Raw genomic sequence first — 16,758 nt, forward strand, 5'->3', positions numbered from 1 at the left:
AACTTCCCGTTTTGTTGACTTAACTTAAATTTATAAACTAAAAACTAATCGTAAAAGGCAAATGATACTACCTAAATGAACGACTATTTTAGCATATGATTCTCGGCAACCTTTTCAGCATTGTGGCAAGTTAGACAAGTTTCATTGGCCATTTGAGCATCTTCATGAGTACCGGCGACAATACCACCCATACTTTCGATGTGTGACTTGGTAGAATTGATTTTCGCACTATCTTGGTAGCTTTCTGATACGTGACATGACGCACAAACACCAGCTTGTGGGCTAGAGAATGTTTCATCTTTACGGTTCCAACGCATAGGCGTTGAACGTGCATTCTCTAAGCTATAGTTGCTATCATCATGACAAGCACTACAGGTCTTGGTATCAACTAGGGGCTGCACATCTTCGCGGCCATGGGCTTTGCCAAATGTGCCGTGAACGCGCACGATCATGCTGTTGTAATCACCAGCTTCATGGCACTGGGCACAGGTATGAAGATCTGCATTACGGTAATGTGGTGCACCACGACGAACAACCATGTCGTTGTTATGGCAACTAGTACAATTATCGTAACTTACGGCACTTGCGCGCTCAGCGCCTTGTGAGCCATCAAGTTTTAAGAACTCAGTTGTTGCAGCATTGGCACTTAAAATACCAGAACAGTTTCCTTCAGTATCAAGTTCAACCAAAGTTGATTCTTTATTCTTAAAACATGCACTGAAGCTTGCTGAGAGGGCAAGATCTGCACCGTTATTAATAGCATCTGCTAGAGCAGGTAGTGTATAGCTTGTGCCTGTTGCATCGACGGTGACAGCAAAGCTTCCATCTGCATTAGGTGTGACGGTTGCACTTGGACGCGATGCAAGGAAAGCATCTGGTTGTGTCGCATCTACAGCGTTAGCATATACTGAAACTCTAGGTGTATGAGCATTTGTAACAGCTTGCTCGCCCATCATTAGGTTTACTGTGAAGCTAAGTTCTGATGTATCAGTATTCCAGACAATGTTGCTGTACAGGGTTTCGATTAACTTGCCTGCTTCTATTGCTGACTCACGGCTGTCTTTTTCATGACCCGCAAAGTGACGGAATGCGCCACCACGAGTGTTGCCATCAGTTGATGAGTGACAGTCTACACAACCTACATATGAAACACCTGTGTCATCAGTTGTTGTACGTCCACCATAATGGTAATCGCCGTGACAAGATTGGCAGCTGTCTGCATCCATATCTTTGAACCAATCAAGTGCATGAACAGTGACGCTTTCAGGCAGTGTTTCTTCTGTCTCGGTGTACTGGACATGACAGCTTTCACAGCTTGCAGTAACGGCAGGGTAGTTAAGCGGCTTTAAAGGGTTACCATCTTCATCAATTTGTGCTGCTCGGTCATATTTGTAACCAAAAACAGGGTTCTTTGCGGCATTTCCTATAACGGTGCCAAATTTGGCCATGTCGCGGCGGTCAGATTCAGTTGCGCCAGTATGAATAGCGTGCGCTAAACCTTTAATTGAACCGTCAATAGTAAAGTTGATTTCATTACCTTCATCATCAATACCCGTGCCAGCGTATTGCGTGTAGTCGGTATGACAGAAAAGACAGCCGTCAGCAGTATTACCGTAGTTACCATGGCGAATGTGCTCATCGCCGATGTGACAGCTAGTACATGTCTGGTTTTCTAATACCGACTTTGGCGAGCTAACTGGACGCTCAGTAGCTGGCTCCCAATAATAAGCTTCAACGTTTTTAACTTTATTAGCGCCTGCACCGTAAGTCATCAAGTAGATCCCTTGGACTTGTGTGGCATCATAACCGTAATCTAAACCTTGTGTATTAATGACTTCTGGAGCGGTAATTCGATACTTACCTGCGCCAAGGTATTCTAAGCACTGCTCGCCGTCTGGACAGTTACGGTTTGGACGCCAGTTATCAGTACCAGTGACTAAATCATCTTTTGACTTATTACGGTACGATAACCAAATGTCGCGCTCTCCATCTCCACGAGAGCTTACTGTGACACTATTGCCATCTGAGTCGACAATATCATAGGGTAGGAATGCTTCAGCACGAGTACCCATACGACCAAAACTAAGGCGTAGAGGGTCAGTGAGTTCTTCTAAGCCCGTAACTGCAACTCCGTTGAGGTTGGTGAGGTAAAAATCAACGGTAAGAGTACCGCTCACATCATCATAGCTTGCGAGGTCTACTTCGGTTTTGACTGCTGTAACATCATTAATATTTACTGCAATTTCACCCGGTTTACCGTCTTCGCCATCTTTGCCATCACTGCCACAACCTGCAAGTGCTACTGAGAGTATACTTAGGCTAATGGCTGATTTGACAGCATGTTTAATTTTATTTTGATTCATCATCATTTTTCCCTGCATAGGTTTTATCTGCCGTGAGGTTTATACCTCTTAAGCATGAGGGGGTTCCTCAACAAGATCTTACTCTAAAGAGGTAGTTGCTTTTTAGATGAAAAGGGTAAATGTGAGCTGGGTCGTTAGTGGGAGGGGATGGTGTTAAAGAGTGTTAATCCACTTTAATTACAAAGACTTATTTTTATTGGGGGCTAGGCTTTAAGTTTGTATTAATTTTGAGCTGGCTAATCTTAATACAAACTTAATTAGGGAGGCTAATTTGGATAATGAGTTGATGTAAATCAAAATGGCTAAGGCATACCAATTTGAATTACTAACATGTGATTTACATTTTGACTGGCGGTGTTGTGCAGGTGTTGTGCAGGTGTTGTGCGGGTATTGCGGTTATGGTCGGTTCGTGTTGGGTAGGTTTGTTGTTAGTGTGAAGATTAGTCTTGGTAAGAATAAGAAAAGGGTAGCGATAAGCCATAAGAAAGGAGGCTTAAGCCTCCTTTTTAGTGAACAACTATTTCAAAGATAGTCGTTAGTTGCCGTGAATTTCCATTAACTGCGCTGGGTTGTGACACGTTGCGCACGCTTCGGCTGCACGCCCTCGAGCATCATCGGCACTCATACCATCTAAAATCCCCCCATTAGCAACGATATGGTTTGCTCCAGAGTCGCTTAAGTACTTCTGGTGACAGCTTAGGCAAGCGCCTGCATCTGAAGATACCCAAATACCAGCTTGTTCCTTAGTATCTAAGTTAGGATAGTTCCATACCCTGTCGGGGGCTCGTCCAAGCTGAATACCGTCTTCAGTATGGCAGGTTGAACAATCCGTTTTGAGTACCGTGCCTGACTGAACGCCTGCATACTTGAGATAATGGCCATCGGCTTCATGAGCCTTGTATGCGTAGCTTGTTGCCTTATCGTATTCGCCAGACCCTCTTACAGACTCTTTTGTTGGCTTATCTGATGTATGACAGGTCTGACAGTTATAGCCATTGTTGTAATGATAGTTTTCTTGGTTGTGGCAACTCTGACACTTAGCGGCATCAATAATTGAGCGGCGCATTGCAGCCTGCATGGTGTCATCGACACCTGTACCTGACCATACAAAGCGATAAGGAGCTTCTTTAACGGCAACCGAGCGTGTTCTGTCAGAGCACTCAGTCATCTTGATCTCTGCGACCGCATAACCTCCGTTATTAAAGCAAACTTCAACCGCAGACCATAACTCGAAGGTCTTGCCATCAGCATTATCCGGCATATCAAAGGTTGTGCCAGTGATGGTGAACACTTTGGTTGCGGCGTCATAGCTACCGTCTGATAACTTAAATCGGCGCTGGCTGTATGAGGCATCGCTATATGCTGGGAAGTCTTTATCCGTATCCCAAGCGACCACAACACGGGTTCCCGTTTCGATAAACTCAGAACCCACAGCTGCGCCGCTACTATCTTGGATTTGTACGTCAAACTTAAGCTTGCCGTTACCATCAAGGCCTACATTGCTGAACATCACGCCCATGGCCTCAGCTTCAACATATGCCTTTAAGACATCGCCATGACGTTTCTCTGCACTGCCGGTTCCAGGGTAAGTATCGGTTGAGTTATGGCATGCCATACAGTTTGTGCTGCTATGGTTTTGCGATGGTTTTTCGGTATGACAGCCAACACAAGCCGTGTTACTCAACTCTGCTTTAAACAGGTCAGCATTAGCTGGTGCGCCTTCGCCCTCAACATGGCATGAAGCACAGTTGGCAGCTGGTTTTTGCGGGAACATCACCTTGCCATAATCATGCACACTGCCACCGTAACCGACAATTTTATAGGGGGCTGGCACCATGCCATCTGGCGTGCTGGTTTCTCTATCTTGACCTTTGTGAATCGCATGGATCATATAGGTGAAATCGACACTGTTACCACTTTCAGGATCGCCCGAGGTTGAGGTATGGCAACTTGCACAGTTAGCTAACGCAATACGTCGTCCACCGTGAAGCTCGAGACTTTCTGGTTGGTGACAGGTGTAACAGGTTTCAATAGTTACTACATTGCGAGTTTGAATATCGGTAGTCGCACCAGTCGAGGGCTGCCAATCATGGTGTGCATTTGCCGTGGCCTGAGGCAGTTTAAGCTCTAATGTCGCTCTGTGGGTGTTGTCTTCACCATAGGTGATAGTGAGCGGCTCAGTGACATTCGCAATGTTTTGTTGGAAGGTGTAGCTATAGCTACCATCACCATTATCCACTAAGCAGTCATCACAATCTCCTGCTTTCTCAACATTTGCTTGATACTGCGGGGAAGGGGTTAGATCGCTGGTGTCATCCGGTGGCGTAGCGGGTTCTTTTAGAACATTAATATACGCCTGCCATTGATAACCTCGATCGTATTCGACTTCGTCGATGGTTTCACTGACCTTAGCAAGTTGAGCAATACCAAAGCGTAAGTCATAGTCTTTATTTAGGCCTAGTACCGCAACACCGTTAGCATTTTCTAGGTTGAAGTTAACTGTAACTGTTCCATCCGTTACCGAGGCTTCGGTAAATTGCGCTTGAACGCTAGAGGTCGAGTCAATATTAACGCCAACGACACCATCTTTACCATCGGCACCATCATTGCCATCGCTACAGCCAAAAAGCAGAGCCGATGCGGTGAGCGCAATTAAACTTAATTTTAAGTGTCTAGTTTTCCTATCCATAATTATGCGTTCCATTGTTTGTCACTAATTATTTTTGTAACTAGTTGCTTTACGTCACAAATCGTTTCTCATCACAGAATAATTTAGGCCTAAAGTAATAGGTTTAGGCCTACTCGTTTTATTATTTTATAGGGTGAACCTTTAATACATCGACCGCAGCGCCTTGGCCGTGGCACGTTGCGCAGCTTTCTGTTCCAGCTGTGGCATCGGCCTCTGTACCTTTAAATACGCCGCCTTGTTGGGTCATGTGTGCTACTGCAGAATCACCTAAATGGCAGGCGCTACAGATTGCCGAAGCGGGGCTGGTAAAGGTGCCATCGTTAAAAGCGAGCGGTTGCACAGCGCTGCTAAGAGGTAGGGCTGCAGTTAATACTCCGGCCTCATCAGTGGTGTGACACTGGGCGCAATTACCTATATTGCCTGGATAGTTAATGTCTGGATAACTCTCTCGAGAGCCTGCATGGAGCGTATGGGCAAGATGCTTATAATCCGCTGTCGATGCTGCAGGGTTTGCTGCCGTTGCATTAGCGACCATATTGGGGTTGTGGCAGAGCTGACATTGACCCTCTAGATCGTTGCGTGAACCGTGATAATTTAATTGTTGGTCACCATGGCAACTGCCACAGGTCTCATTGGTCACAACGACTCTACGTCCAAGCTCCGTTATGGCCGTTGCACTAAAGAACTGATGGCTTGACTTGATGGTGGTGGTTGAGTCGGTGCTTTCGCAGTCGGTCAACATTGCCTTATCGTTGCAAAGTTTACCTTGAATAGCGAGGGTACCTTTATCTGTTGCTGGATCAGCACTTAAAGTGAGGCCGGCAATTTGATAATGGTAAACACCATTACTACCCGATATGGGGCTTGTATCTTGTAGCTTTATCGATCTAGCACTGCGCGTAGTATAGTCAACGCTTATCCCCCAGTTAGCATAAACACGTAGATCATTAATAAAGTTAAGCTTATCGGCACTATCGCTATAGACCTCATTCGTTGCAGGATTGGATAAGCGAATGGAGAAGTTAACGGCATCGCCAGCGAGTTCGGCACTGATAACTTCAACATGGAACTGTCCAAGTAACTCATCTGTGTCTTCTTGGCTGTGTGCACTCATGGTCCAGTCGGAGTTGTGACAGGCAACGCAGTTACTGTTATCAACTTGAGTCGGGTGACCTTGACCGCTTGGGAAGTCTATATTGGTGTGGCAGCTGCCACAGGCTTCCATCGTGGGAACGCGTGCCCAGTTCATATTCTCTGTTAGGGCTTCATCGGCTACGTGACAAGTTTGACAGTCAGCGAGTGAGACTGGAAATCCTGAAAGGTGTTTGGTGTGAACCATTGGCGCGAACACGTTACCAGGGTTGCTAACCCTATCGCTGTTATGGCAGGTGACACAGGTCTCTACTTCATTATACTTGCTGCCATGAAAAGCTAAGTCGTTATGGCAGGTATTACAGGTAGCCATTTCTATGAGGTTACGGGTGTAGGCTGGCTCGCTGCCATTATCTTGCCAATCAAAATGTTGATTAGTGATAGGTAAGTCGGTTCCGTCGGGGAGGCTGTCGCCGCCAACTTTGATCACCACACGCTGAGTGGCTCCGGGGATAAAGCTAATGTCATTCATACCATCGAACGAACCGCTAAAGGTATAGCTGTATTTACCGTTCTTATGATCGATAAACTCACCATCGCAGCTGCTGGAGCAGGACTCTGATGTAAAGTACTGCCACTGACTGGCATTGCCTGCATTGGTATAGCCTTGAGGCAGAAGCTGCGCTGCAAGATAAGTTGTCGATGAAATACCGACCACGGGTTCATCGGCTTCATTAGTAATGCGGTAATTGACCGTTGCAACACCTGAGTCCAGTAGCACCTCATTTACCGTGATATTTAGACTATTAATTTCGCTCGCTGGTGGGCCTCCGGGTTCGCCAGGGTTACCAGGTTTACCATCGTCTCCACCACAACCGGCCAATATGGCTATTAGCGCAAGAGGAATACTTTTTACTATTAGTGATTGAGTGACTCGTTTCATATTGATGTCCTTGAATTCCTTTTTATTGACTTGGCTGTTGCTCGTAGCTCAAGGCTGCTGTTACTCGTTCAAACCTATAGTTCGTAGCTAAATGTTAGGCCAACATAATGGGCACTATAATTGTGGCTTAGATCGCCAAACGTTAAGACGTTGGGGATTGAGTCGACCGTTAACCCCTGGTTTAGCCAATCAGAATCTTTATAGTTTTCAAATATCCAATCAAAACGTAATGCCATTTTCTCGCCAAGTTGATATTTGGCGAATGCATTAATGTTATGGGTTTCGGCAAAATAGTCGCCGTATGGTGAAGTTAAACCTTGGGTGATTTCGGTATCACTCTGACCGTCTGAATAACTATAATCTAAACCCAGATCCAGCTTGTTATCTAAAAGCTGTAAGTAATCGAAACCAACGCCGACTAAGGTTGATGTTTCATCGGTATTGGCATACCAGTTTGGTAAACTAAAGTTACTGCTACCAGCTTGGTCACTATCACGCCAATCTTGGTTGAGGTAAGCGTTGACGCTGAAGTTTTCGCTAAATAGATAGTTAGCCGAGATATCGTAGCCTTGTGTGTCGACTTCAGTGAGTCCGACTAGCGTATCGTCATAATCATCATTGCTGACATAAGCGTTTGCACTTGCCGAAAACGCTGACGCTGGGTTGTAATTAACACTGAGTCGGTACTCTTGACGCTCTCTGTCTGCGAGGTATGACTTTCTTAAGTATGGGTTGCTTAGACTCGCTGTGGCGTCTATAGCCTTATAGCGACTCCCGGTTCTATCTTTATACTCTGCCTTAAGCCAAGCAGACCAAGACGGTGAAATATTATAGTTAAACTTAGCGAAGACCCCATTCTGTTTTAGAGAGTCCCTGTCTAAGTCACTAAAGTCGTTATGGTCATACTGATAGCCCGCATCAAGATAAACGGCGCGGCTGAATCGATACTTTGCACCGAGCTTTGCTTGTTGCTTAGTTCGATCGTACTCGGGATTAACGGCCGTTCCTGAGTAGTAGCTATCTGTTATGACTTGAGGGTAGGGGCTCTGAGCTGTCTTGTTATCCCTATCTGAATAATCGTAACTCGCTCTTACGCTTAAGCCCCGTAGGAGTCTGCCCGAGTACTTCAGTTTCATGTCAGTGGTATCGACCTTACCATCGAGATCTGCAGTTGGCAGAGTGGGACTTGGACCATTAATCGTTGCTGGGAGGAAGGCCTCATCTTGGGTAAAGCTTGCAACACCTAAATGCATGAGCACTTGGTGGCCGTTGCCACTGAGCTGGGCATTGGCTCCGATGCGATAGGCTTTATTGTCTGGCGACACCGCACTTTGACCAGCGTAAGCCGCACCGAATGTTGGGCTAAAAGCATTTTGCCAAACAATCGAATTATGATCGTTTTTATACTGACTAAAACTTGAGTCTACTCCAACTAACCATCCCTTACCGTTGAAGTAAATCTTTGCGCCAAGTTCATCTGTGGTGTCATCTATGGGCTCGGCAAGCATGGCGCTATTAGTCAGGATATTGCCAGAAAATGCACGTTTGCCTTCTCTCTTCTCATGCTGATAACTAACATCGGCTTGGTAAAAACTGCCTTTATATAAGGCATCGAGCAAGAAACGGTCCCTTTGGGTCTTTAGCTCAACTTCTCTTATATCATCGAGTAGAGTCGGCATCTGTGATGTCACTGCCCCCGTTTGCCAATTGGTCGGGAGAGTGAGGTTATCGCCACTGTTTAGATAAGGGCTTAGAGCTGAATTGCTGTGGTAATTAGCTAATCCGCGGTAGCCCAGTGCAATCTGATATTGCCCCGGCCGGCCCGTTTCAATTGCAGCACTGCCAGCATCATAGCCAAGATTGTTAGCTGTGAAGCGTGTTTCATAGCCAGATTCAGACTTATTAATTAAATCTGCCTCTAAGTGTCCTACAGCACCATCGGTATCAGTCCCCGTAGCATTTCCAAAGCGAATATCGGTGGCATCATTATACGCTGCACCTATACCGACAGTACCTTTGAAGCCTACTTCAGTAGTACAACGCTTACATTCCCATTTACTGGTATCCGCTTTAACTCTGTTAGCATTTTGCAGCCCATAGCCATCGGCGAACGCTGGGGAGATGCTGGCACTGATCGCTAGCGCTAGCACAGAGAACTGCTGCCCTGTTTTGATATTTTTATGTATTCCAAACATAACGGCCACTCCTTGTTAGCGCTGTAATAACTTGCCAGATGGATGATTAGAGCCATGAACTTGCGAATGGCAGTTCATACAGCTTTGCCCAGCGTTAAAGGCATTAGGTTTACCGCCAAAGACGGCATTAGATGTATGGCCTACCGATGCGTGACACTGCTGGCAGAGCATCGGAGGCTTATTGTTTAGCATGGCTTCGTTAACACTGCCGTGGGGATTATGGCAGGTGGCACAGTTATCGGTTACGGGCGCGTGCTCCCAAAGTTTAGGTCCGCGTTTTTCCGCATGACATGAGTAACAGTTTTCGTTAATGCTCATTTGTTTAAGGTTGGCATCGGCCAAACTTCCATGAGCGTTATGGCAGTCGCTGCACACCATCTGTTGCCACTTGAGAGGGTGAGCTGAACGTTTGTTGATGTCGGCTTTTTGTTGAGTGTGACAGCTGGTGCAGACCTCAACCTCTTTGTTTTTATCAGATATTGGGTCGTGGCCAGTATGAACTTGGTGACAGTTTGCGCAGCTTACATCGGCATTGTCGTGATGGTTGCCTTCCCAAGCCATACGCTGGTCATCGTTATGGCAGCTCATACATACGCTATTTTGTTTTTCTGCGGGAACGGGGGAGCTTGAACCGAAGGTTATCATTGGCTCCTTACCACCTCGGTTATGTTTGCCCATGGGGCCATGGCAGGCTTCACATTGAAGATCAGCCATCGGTGAGGCTTGAACATCACTGCCATGGACGCCGTCAAACAGTGCCATGACTTTTTCGCTCTTGCGGTGACACATTAAACAGGAATCTGCGCCTTTAGGAGAGTATTGACCTTCAGCAAACTTTTTATCGAGTATCGCTTCAACTTCCTGAGGAGCTTTGTCATCCCAAGGCGTTGCCATAGTTGTAAAACTCGTCACCATAAAGGCAAGCAATAATAGGCGCACAAGTTCGCCTGTGAACCATCCCATGTTCTTGCTCATCATCTCACTCCACTCGCTTTTAGAAGCGATATTTTTAGTTATGTTTAACCCTTTAGCTCTACATTAGTAATTCCATAAATTACTAACATAGAATAATAGAACAGATTTGTGACAATTCCATAACATATTTAAGGGTTTATTTTGTGAGTTGACTGATTTTTAAGGAGTTAGCCATTGATGTGTGATCTTGATCACGTGATAGCGATTAAAAGGGGCGATTATTAGCTTAGTTAAATAATAACCATTCTTAATTAATGCATTTATTAGTTGAGAGTTTTGTCACATAATGGCGAACACAATTGAAAATTATTATCGTTTACAGTTCTAAATGTTGATCTAGGTAAAGTTATTACGCGTTTGTGTCCTTTAGAATAAATACCAATTTCAAAGAGAGTCGAGCCCTGTTATTAGGTGGAATGCAGAATGAAGCTAAGTGAATTAAGTCCAGGCGATATTGCCAGAATTTCTCAAGTGGGTCAGATAGACCTACCTGCTGTAGTAAAGCGTAAGCTGCTATCTATGGGGATCACCCCAAATACTCGATTCTCATTGATCCGCAGGGCACCAATGGGATCAGGTGTTGAGTTGGATATCCGCGGCAGTAAGTTATGCATGCGTCGCGATTTGGCAGATATTATAGAGGTTGAAAAAGCGAATGGATAAACAATTTAACTGCGTTACTGTTGGTAACCCGAATGCGGGTAAGTCCACGTTATTTAACGCATTAACAGGATCTAATCAGCAAGTTGGTAACTGGTCTGGTGTAACCGTTGAGAAAAAAACAGGACAGTTTGCATTGCAAGGTAGTGATGTTTACTTAACGGATCTTCCTGGTATTTACGATCTTCTTCCTGCTGGCAATAGCTGTGACTGTTCGTTAGACGAACAGATTGCGCAGCAATATCTAGCCGAACAACCGATTGACGGTATCATCAACTTAGTCGATGCGACCAATATTGAACGTCATCTTTATTTAACGGTACAGCTACGTGAGTTGGGTATTCCAATGGTGGTTGTATTAAACAAGATTGACGCAGCTATTGAGCGCGGTATTCATATCGATATTGCTAAAATGACCGAAGAGTTGGGCTGTCCAGTCGTTGCTGTTTGTTCACGTGAACCTAAAGATATTGAAAAAGTTAAGCAGCAGTTTGTTGCGCTACTCGATGGCCAAGTATCAGAAGCACCATTGGTTCTTGAGTATGATAAAGAAATTGAATCTGTTGTATCGAATCTACTGTCTCAGGATCCTGAATTAAGTCGTGGGCGCGCCTTGGCGATGCTTGCAAATGGATTAGGCTGCGGCAAGTGTAAAAACAGCCAAGTGGCAAGTGAGGTTGAGCAATACTCTCAAGCACTGTCTAGCCAAGGCAAAGATATTGAAATCATGGTGGCAACGACTCGTTTTAATTTCGTTGAGCAAGTATTTACTGGCTCAGTGCAGAGCGATAATGCCGAAACCTTCACCGATAAACTCGATAAGTTGGTGTTGCACCCGATTGCGGGGATCCCTGTTTTCCTATTCGTTATGTATTTGATGTTCATGTTTAGTATTAACGTGGGCAGTTCTTTTATCGACTTCTTCGATATTACCGCAGGTGCGCTGTTTGTTGATCACTTAGGCGCATTTATGACGAGCTTAGGCTCACCTACTTGGTTAGTCACCATTATTGCTGGTGGTGTTGGGCAAGGTATTCAAACTGTTGCTACCTTTATTCCGGTGATCGCAGCCTTATTCTTGGCGTTGTCAGTGCTTGAAGGCTCTGGCTACATGGCGCGTGCAGCGTTCGTCGTCGATGGCTTAATGCGCCGCATTGGCTTACCAGGACGTGCCTTTGTACCTATGATTGTCGGCTTCGGCTGTTCAGTACCTGCTATTATGGCAACACGTACTCTAGGCAGTGAGCGCGAGCGTATTGTGACCGGTATGATGGCGCCATTCATGTCTTGTGGTGCACGTTTGCCAGTTTATGCCCTATTTGCAGCAGCCTTCTTCCCTGAGTCGGGCCAAAACCTTGTATTCTTGTTATACATCATCGGTATTTTTGCCGCGATTGGTACAGGCTTATTGCTACGTAACACATTATTACCAGGCTCAAGCAGCGCGGTAGTGATGGAGTTGCCAAGTTATGAGAAGCCAAAGTTTAAGACGGTTATGGCACGTACCGGCAAGCGCACTAAGAGCTTTATTATGGGCGCTGGTAAAACCATTGTGATCGTGGTGACCTTACTTAACTTCGTTAACGCTATCGGTGTTGATGGTTCATTTGGCCATGAAGATAGCTCAGAGTCGGTATTGAGTGTTGCGAGTCAAAAAGTAACTCCGCTATTTTCACCTATGGGTGTTGAGCAAGATAACTGGCCTGCAACAGTGGGGATCATTACAGGTATCTTCGCCAAAGAAGCGGTAGTCGGTACCTTGAACAGCTTATATTCAGACGGCGGGGCTGGTGATGAAGAGTTGGCCCCATTGAGCGACACCTTTAGTGAAGCATTAGCTACCATTCCTGAGAATTTGTTTGGTATTGCTCCAGAAGATCCACTTTCAATTTCTGTCGGTGATGTATCGTCTGTAGAGTCTGCATCAGAAGAGCTAGAAGTTGATACATCAACCTTTAGCGCGCTACAAGCTGGCTTTGCCGGTGTAACTGCAGCATTTGCTTATCTGCTATTTGTTCTCTTATATACGCCTTGTGTGGCTGCTATGGGAGCATTAGTTAACGAATTTGGCGGACGCTGGGCAGCATTTGCAGGGCTTTGGACATTTGGTTTAGCATACGGTACCGCAACCGTGTTCTACCAAGCTGCGACATTTGCTCAGCATCCATTGCAGTCGAGCCTATGGATTGGCTTCTTCGCTATCGCTTTAGTTGTGTTCTATGTTTGGCTTAAGAATAAGGGTAAGAAAACCCAAACTATCATTCCAGGCATTAAAGTGATTACTGAATAACGCGAATAGCGTATACTGTTATCAAATAATAAAAAGCAGCGATGATTCGCTGCTTTTTGCGCTATAAATATAGCCACTGAAGAGGTTTTTAAATCTCAGTCGTTGATCCTTTACAGAATCTGTAGGATTATGCGTTTTTAGTCTTTAATCATCGTTCGCAAAGAGGAATTCCATGAGTCATGTGGACACTGAAGTACGTCCAAGTAACTTCATACGTAACATCATAGATGAAGATCTCGCTAGTGGTAAGCATACGAGTGTACATACTCGCTTCCCACCAGAGCCTAATGGCTTTCTTCATATCGGCCACGCTAAGTCTATTTGCCTAAACTTTGGTATTGCTCAAGACTATAAGGGTCAATGTAACTTACGTTTTGATGATACCAACCCTGAAAAAGAAGATATCGATTACGTTAATTCTATTCAGGCCGATGTGCAGTGGCTCGGTTTTCAGTGGGATGGTGATATTCGCTACTCATCAAACTATTTCGACAAGCTTCATCAGTATGCCGTTGAGTTAATTACCAAGGGCTTGGCTTATGTTTGCTTCCTAAATAGTGAAGAGACCCGTGAATACCGCGGAACGTTAAAAGAGCCTGGTAAGAACAGCCCTTATCGCGATACGTCTGTTGAAGAGAACCTAGCGCTATTTGAAAAAATGCGTTTAGGTGAATTCAAAGAGGGCGAATGTGCTTTGAGAGCTAAGATCGATATGGCATCACCATTCATCTGTATGCGTGATCCTATTATCTATCGTATTCGTTTCGCGCATCATCACCAAACGGGCGATAAGTGGTGCATTTACCCAATGTACGACTTTACCCACTGTATCTCAGATGCTATCGAAAACATTAGTCACTCTTTGTGTACACTTGAATTCCAAGATAACCGTAGACTCTACGATTGGGTATTGGATCATTTAGATGACTTCCAAGCACCAAACAGAACCCGTCAGTATGAGTTTTCGAGACTGAATCTTGAATACACCTTGATGTCCAAGCGTAAGCTTAATGATTTAGTTGCTCGTAACCTAGTAACAGGTTGGGATGATGCGCGTATGCCTACGATTGCGGGTTACCGCCGCCGTGGTTATACACCAGCGTCAATCCGTGAATTCTGTAAGCGTATCGGTGTGACTAAGCAGGACAACATGGTTGAAGTGGCCATGCTAGATGCTTGTATTCGTGAAGAGCTTAACGAGTTTGCTCCACGTGCAATGGCAGTGATCAATCCTGTTAAAGTGATTATCGAAAACTACCCTGAAGGCCAAGTTGAGATAATCAACGCCGCAAATCATCCTAGTAATGAAGAGATGGGTAAACGTGAGCTGTCTTTTGGCCGTGAACTGTTTATCGACGCTGATGACTTCCGCGAAGAGGCGAACAAAAAGTACAAGCGTTTAGTGCAGGGTAAAGAAGTGCGCCTGCGTAATGCTTATGTGATTAAGGCCGAGCGTTGTGAAAAAGATGCTGATGGTAACATCACCACTATTTTCTGTACTTACGACGATGAAACTCTGGGTAAGAACCCAAGTGATGGTCGTAAAGTAAAAGGTGTGATCCATTGGGTCGAAGCGACAACGGCAAAGCCAGCTGAATTCCGTCTTTATGAAAGACTATTCAACGATCCTAACCCTGCCGCTGCAGAATCTGTTGATGAAGTGCTCAACCCACATTCATTGACAGTTAAACATGGTCTGGTGGAAGCTAGCCTTGCAGATGCTGAGGCTGAAAAAGCGTATCAGTTTGAGCGTGAAGGTTACTTCTGTGCAGACAATAAAGACTCAAGCAAAGACAGCTTAGTGTTTAACTTAACGGTTCCGCTAAGAGACTCTTTCGAATAACTCTTTTTGAGTTGAGCGTCAAAACTAAAAAGCCGACATGATGTCGGCTTTTTTGTTGCTCAAATTTGCACTTTATTTACTGATACATAGGGCCGAAACCGACACTCCAAAGAATTACGCTTGACGCCATGAGCCCGACTAAGAGCACTAAGCCTGCAGTCACCACTGAGCTTGCATAAATAAAACCTTTCTCTTCGGGGATATTCATGATGATCGGTACACCCGTGTACAGCAGGTAAACCGAATAAGCGAGTCCAGCTAGGCCAACGACCATGATAAACCACAGCGTTGGATATAGCGCTGCCAGTCCTACCATAAATAACGGTGTCGCTGTGTATGCTGCAAGCTCTAGCGCTTGAGTATAACTCGGTTTGGCATCAAATGTTTTTGCCATCCAAAAAGCTAGGTAGGCGAGGGCAAAGACACCTGCAATGAGTCCGAAATACATGCCTGTGGACATGAAGAGTGCGCTTTGGGCGGTTAAGAACTGACGGTCACCGACGCCTAAGTCCCAGCCAATTTGTGATGTCGCAATAAAGGAACAGATTGCAGGAATGAGCGCGATGATGACGATGTGACTCAAACTGCTACGCAATGCTTCGTGATTTTTCTCAATAGTGTGCCACTCTTCTTTTGGATGAGTGTATAGCCCCAATAAGTGATTCAATATCATTATAATAATCCTCGTTTAGCAATTATACCGATTGAATTGGCCCGCCAAACTGCAGACGAACTTTTTACAGCTCTAAGGTTATTTATTGAACAAAATCTGCTAGGAGTCAAGCCCATCGAATTAAGCATAGGCGCAAAGCTAGGATTGTGCAGGGAATAGCTGGTAAAATAATGCGCTACTAATTCCTTCGTCATAGAGTTGAGTATGCAGCAGCTATTAGCCCCTATTTATGCCTTTTTAAACTGTGAAACACCTGACAGTTGGATTGAAGAGGCGAAGAAACCTGAAAATTTGAAGGGGTTGTTGATAGACCATTGCAACTGTGAGCTAAAAGCAGCGCAGACGGCGATGTTTCTGATCCGTAAATATGCCATCGATAAGCAGAGCGGCCAGGTGTTACTCGACTGGGCTAAACCTTATGAAGACTTTGTTTACATCAAAGAGCGAAATATTGAGTCTTTTCTGACGAAACAGAGTAAGAAAAATGAGCTGTCAGCCGATTTGGTTTCCAGAGAGGACTTTGCCCATAGTGAAGACTTGATAGCTAAGATGGTACGCCTTATAAAAGAGGAGTTTCATCACTTCGAACAGGTACTTGCGATCATGCATAGCCGCGGCATCGAATATCAAAATGTGCGTGCAGGGCGTTACGCTAAAGGCATGATGAAGCAGGTGAGAACCCATGAGCCTGAGACTCTAATCGATAAGTTAATTGTCGGGGCCTTTATTGAGGCGCGCTCCTGTGAGCGTTTTGCCAAGCTAGCGCCTTTTTTAGATGAGGAGCTAAAGAAATTTTATATCTCCTTGCTGCGCTCCGAAGCCCGCCACTATCAAGATTACTTGATACTTGCACAGGCTATTACTGATAACGATATTAGTGAGCGAGTGGCACATTTTGCTGCGGTGGAGGCTGAACTCATCTTGTCTGAAGATACAGACTTTAAATTTCATAGCGGCGCCCCCGTTGTGAGTGCCGTGGTTGCCTAAAGTCTAGGGCGCTAACGTGTTAGGGCTATAAGGAAAAGACAAAAGCAA

General features: G+C 45.2%; 10 protein-coding genes. 4 read left to right on the plus strand and 6 right to left on the minus strand.

Annotated features, from left to right (window positions below; all coding sequences use genetic code 11):
- Positions 1-83 precede the first annotated feature (83 nt).
- The 5 genes from L1D44_RS09920 to L1D44_RS09940 form a co-directional block, all read right to left on the minus strand.
- Positions 84-2,369 carry a hypothetical protein gene (locus L1D44_RS09920; protein WP_239890280.1) on the minus strand — a complete coding sequence of 762 codons (2,286 nt, stop codon included), beginning with the start codon at positions 2,367-2,369 and terminating at the stop codon, positions 84-86.
- Positions 2,370-2,898: 529 nt separating this feature from the next.
- Positions 2,899-5,052, minus strand: coding sequence for an OmcA/MtrC family decaheme c-type cytochrome (locus L1D44_RS09925; protein WP_239890283.1), 2,154 nt, complete (start codon positions 5,050-5,052; stop codon positions 2,899-2,901).
- Positions 5,053-5,173: 121 nt separating this feature from the next.
- Positions 5,174-7,087 carry an OmcA/MtrC family decaheme c-type cytochrome gene (locus L1D44_RS09930; RefSeq protein ID WP_239890285.1) on the minus strand — a complete coding sequence of 638 codons (1,914 nt, stop codon included), beginning with the start codon at positions 7,085-7,087 and terminating at the stop codon, positions 5,174-5,176.
- Positions 7,088-7,161: 74 nt separating this feature from the next.
- A complete protein-coding gene (locus L1D44_RS09935; protein WP_239890287.1) occupies positions 7,162-9,282 on the minus strand; it encodes an MtrB/PioB family decaheme-associated outer membrane protein in 2,121 nt (706 codons plus the stop codon).
- A gap of 15 nt (positions 9,283-9,297) precedes the next feature.
- A complete protein-coding gene (locus L1D44_RS09940; RefSeq protein WP_239890371.1) occupies positions 9,298-10,197 on the minus strand; it encodes a DmsE family decaheme c-type cytochrome in 900 nt (299 codons plus the stop codon).
- A gap of 483 nt (positions 10,198-10,680) precedes the next feature.
- On the opposite strand from L1D44_RS09940, the gene L1D44_RS09945 reads away from it, so the two are divergent.
- The 3 genes from L1D44_RS09945 to glnS all read left to right on the plus strand — a co-directional run bounded on the left by L1D44_RS09945 (position 10,681) and on the right by glnS (position 15,050).
- The gene (locus tag L1D44_RS09945; RefSeq protein WP_202721535.1) at positions 10,681-10,920 is read left to right on the plus strand and encodes a FeoA family protein; all 240 of its coding nucleotides are present in this window, start codon (positions 10,681-10,683) and stop codon (positions 10,918-10,920) included.
- The gene (gene feoB / locus L1D44_RS09950; protein WP_239890289.1) at positions 10,913-13,207 is read left to right on the plus strand and encodes a Fe(2+) transporter permease subunit FeoB; all 2,295 of its coding nucleotides are present in this window, start codon (positions 10,913-10,915) and stop codon (positions 13,205-13,207) included. Before L1D44_RS09945 ends, feoB begins: the two co-directional genes overlap by 8 nt.
- Positions 13,208-13,379: 172 nt before the next feature.
- Positions 13,380-15,050: a glutamine--tRNA ligase gene (gene glnS, locus L1D44_RS09955; protein WP_239890291.1), complete on the plus strand. Its 1,671-nt coding sequence runs from the start codon at positions 13,380-13,382 to the stop codon at positions 15,048-15,050.
- A 76-nt stretch (positions 15,051-15,126) separates the two neighbouring features.
- On the opposite strand, the gene L1D44_RS09960 is transcribed toward glnS, so the two are convergent.
- Entirely contained in the window at positions 15,127-15,723 is a 597-nt protein-coding gene (locus L1D44_RS09960) for a Yip1 family protein (RefSeq protein WP_239890293.1), read from the minus strand.
- A 204-nt stretch (positions 15,724-15,927) separates the two neighbouring features.
- Here L1D44_RS09960 and miaE point away from each other — a divergent pair, with 204 nt between their 5' ends.
- Positions 15,928-16,710: a tRNA isopentenyl-2-thiomethyl-A-37 hydroxylase MiaE gene (miaE, locus tag L1D44_RS09965; protein WP_239890295.1), complete on the plus strand. Its 783-nt coding sequence runs from the start codon at positions 15,928-15,930 to the stop codon at positions 16,708-16,710.
- The last annotated feature ends 48 nt before the right edge of the window (positions 16,711-16,758 follow it).

The sequence above is a fragment of the Shewanella sp. Isolate13 genome (assembly GCF_022398325.1).
Taxonomy (GTDB): domain Bacteria; phylum Pseudomonadota; class Gammaproteobacteria; order Enterobacterales; family Shewanellaceae; genus Shewanella.

What these genes read in the sequence shown, in the direction of transcription:
- L1D44_RS09925 (WP_239890283.1), bottom strand. Translation starts at nt 5,052, where the DNA reads ATGGATAGGAAAACTAGACACTTAAAATTAAGTTTAATTGCGCTCACC.
- glnS (WP_239890291.1), top strand. Translation starts at nt 13,380, where the DNA reads ATGAGTCATGTGGACACTGAAGTACGTCCAAGTAACTTCATACGTAAC.
- L1D44_RS09920 (WP_239890280.1), bottom strand. Translation starts at nt 2,369, where the DNA reads ATGATGATGAATCAAAATAAAATTAAACATGCTGTCAAATCAGCCATT.
- L1D44_RS09935 (WP_239890287.1), bottom strand. Translation starts at nt 9,282, where the DNA reads ATGTTTGGAATACATAAAAATATCAAAACAGGGCAGCAGTTCTCTGTG.
- L1D44_RS09940 (WP_239890371.1), bottom strand. Translation starts at nt 10,197, where the DNA reads ATGGTGACGAGTTTTACAACTATGGCAACGCCTTGGGATGACAAAGCT.
- L1D44_RS09960 (WP_239890293.1), bottom strand. Translation starts at nt 15,723, where the DNA reads ATGATATTGAATCACTTATTGGGGCTATACACTCATCCAAAAGAAGAG.
- feoB (WP_239890289.1), top strand. Translation starts at nt 10,913, where the DNA reads ATGGATAAACAATTTAACTGCGTTACTGTTGGTAACCCGAATGCGGGT.
- miaE (WP_239890295.1), top strand. Translation starts at nt 15,928, where the DNA reads ATGCAGCAGCTATTAGCCCCTATTTATGCCTTTTTAAACTGTGAAACA.
- L1D44_RS09945 (WP_202721535.1), top strand. Translation starts at nt 10,681, where the DNA reads ATGAAGCTAAGTGAATTAAGTCCAGGCGATATTGCCAGAATTTCTCAA.
- L1D44_RS09930 (WP_239890285.1), bottom strand. Translation starts at nt 7,087, where the DNA reads ATGAAACGAGTCACTCAATCACTAATAGTAAAAAGTATTCCTCTTGCG.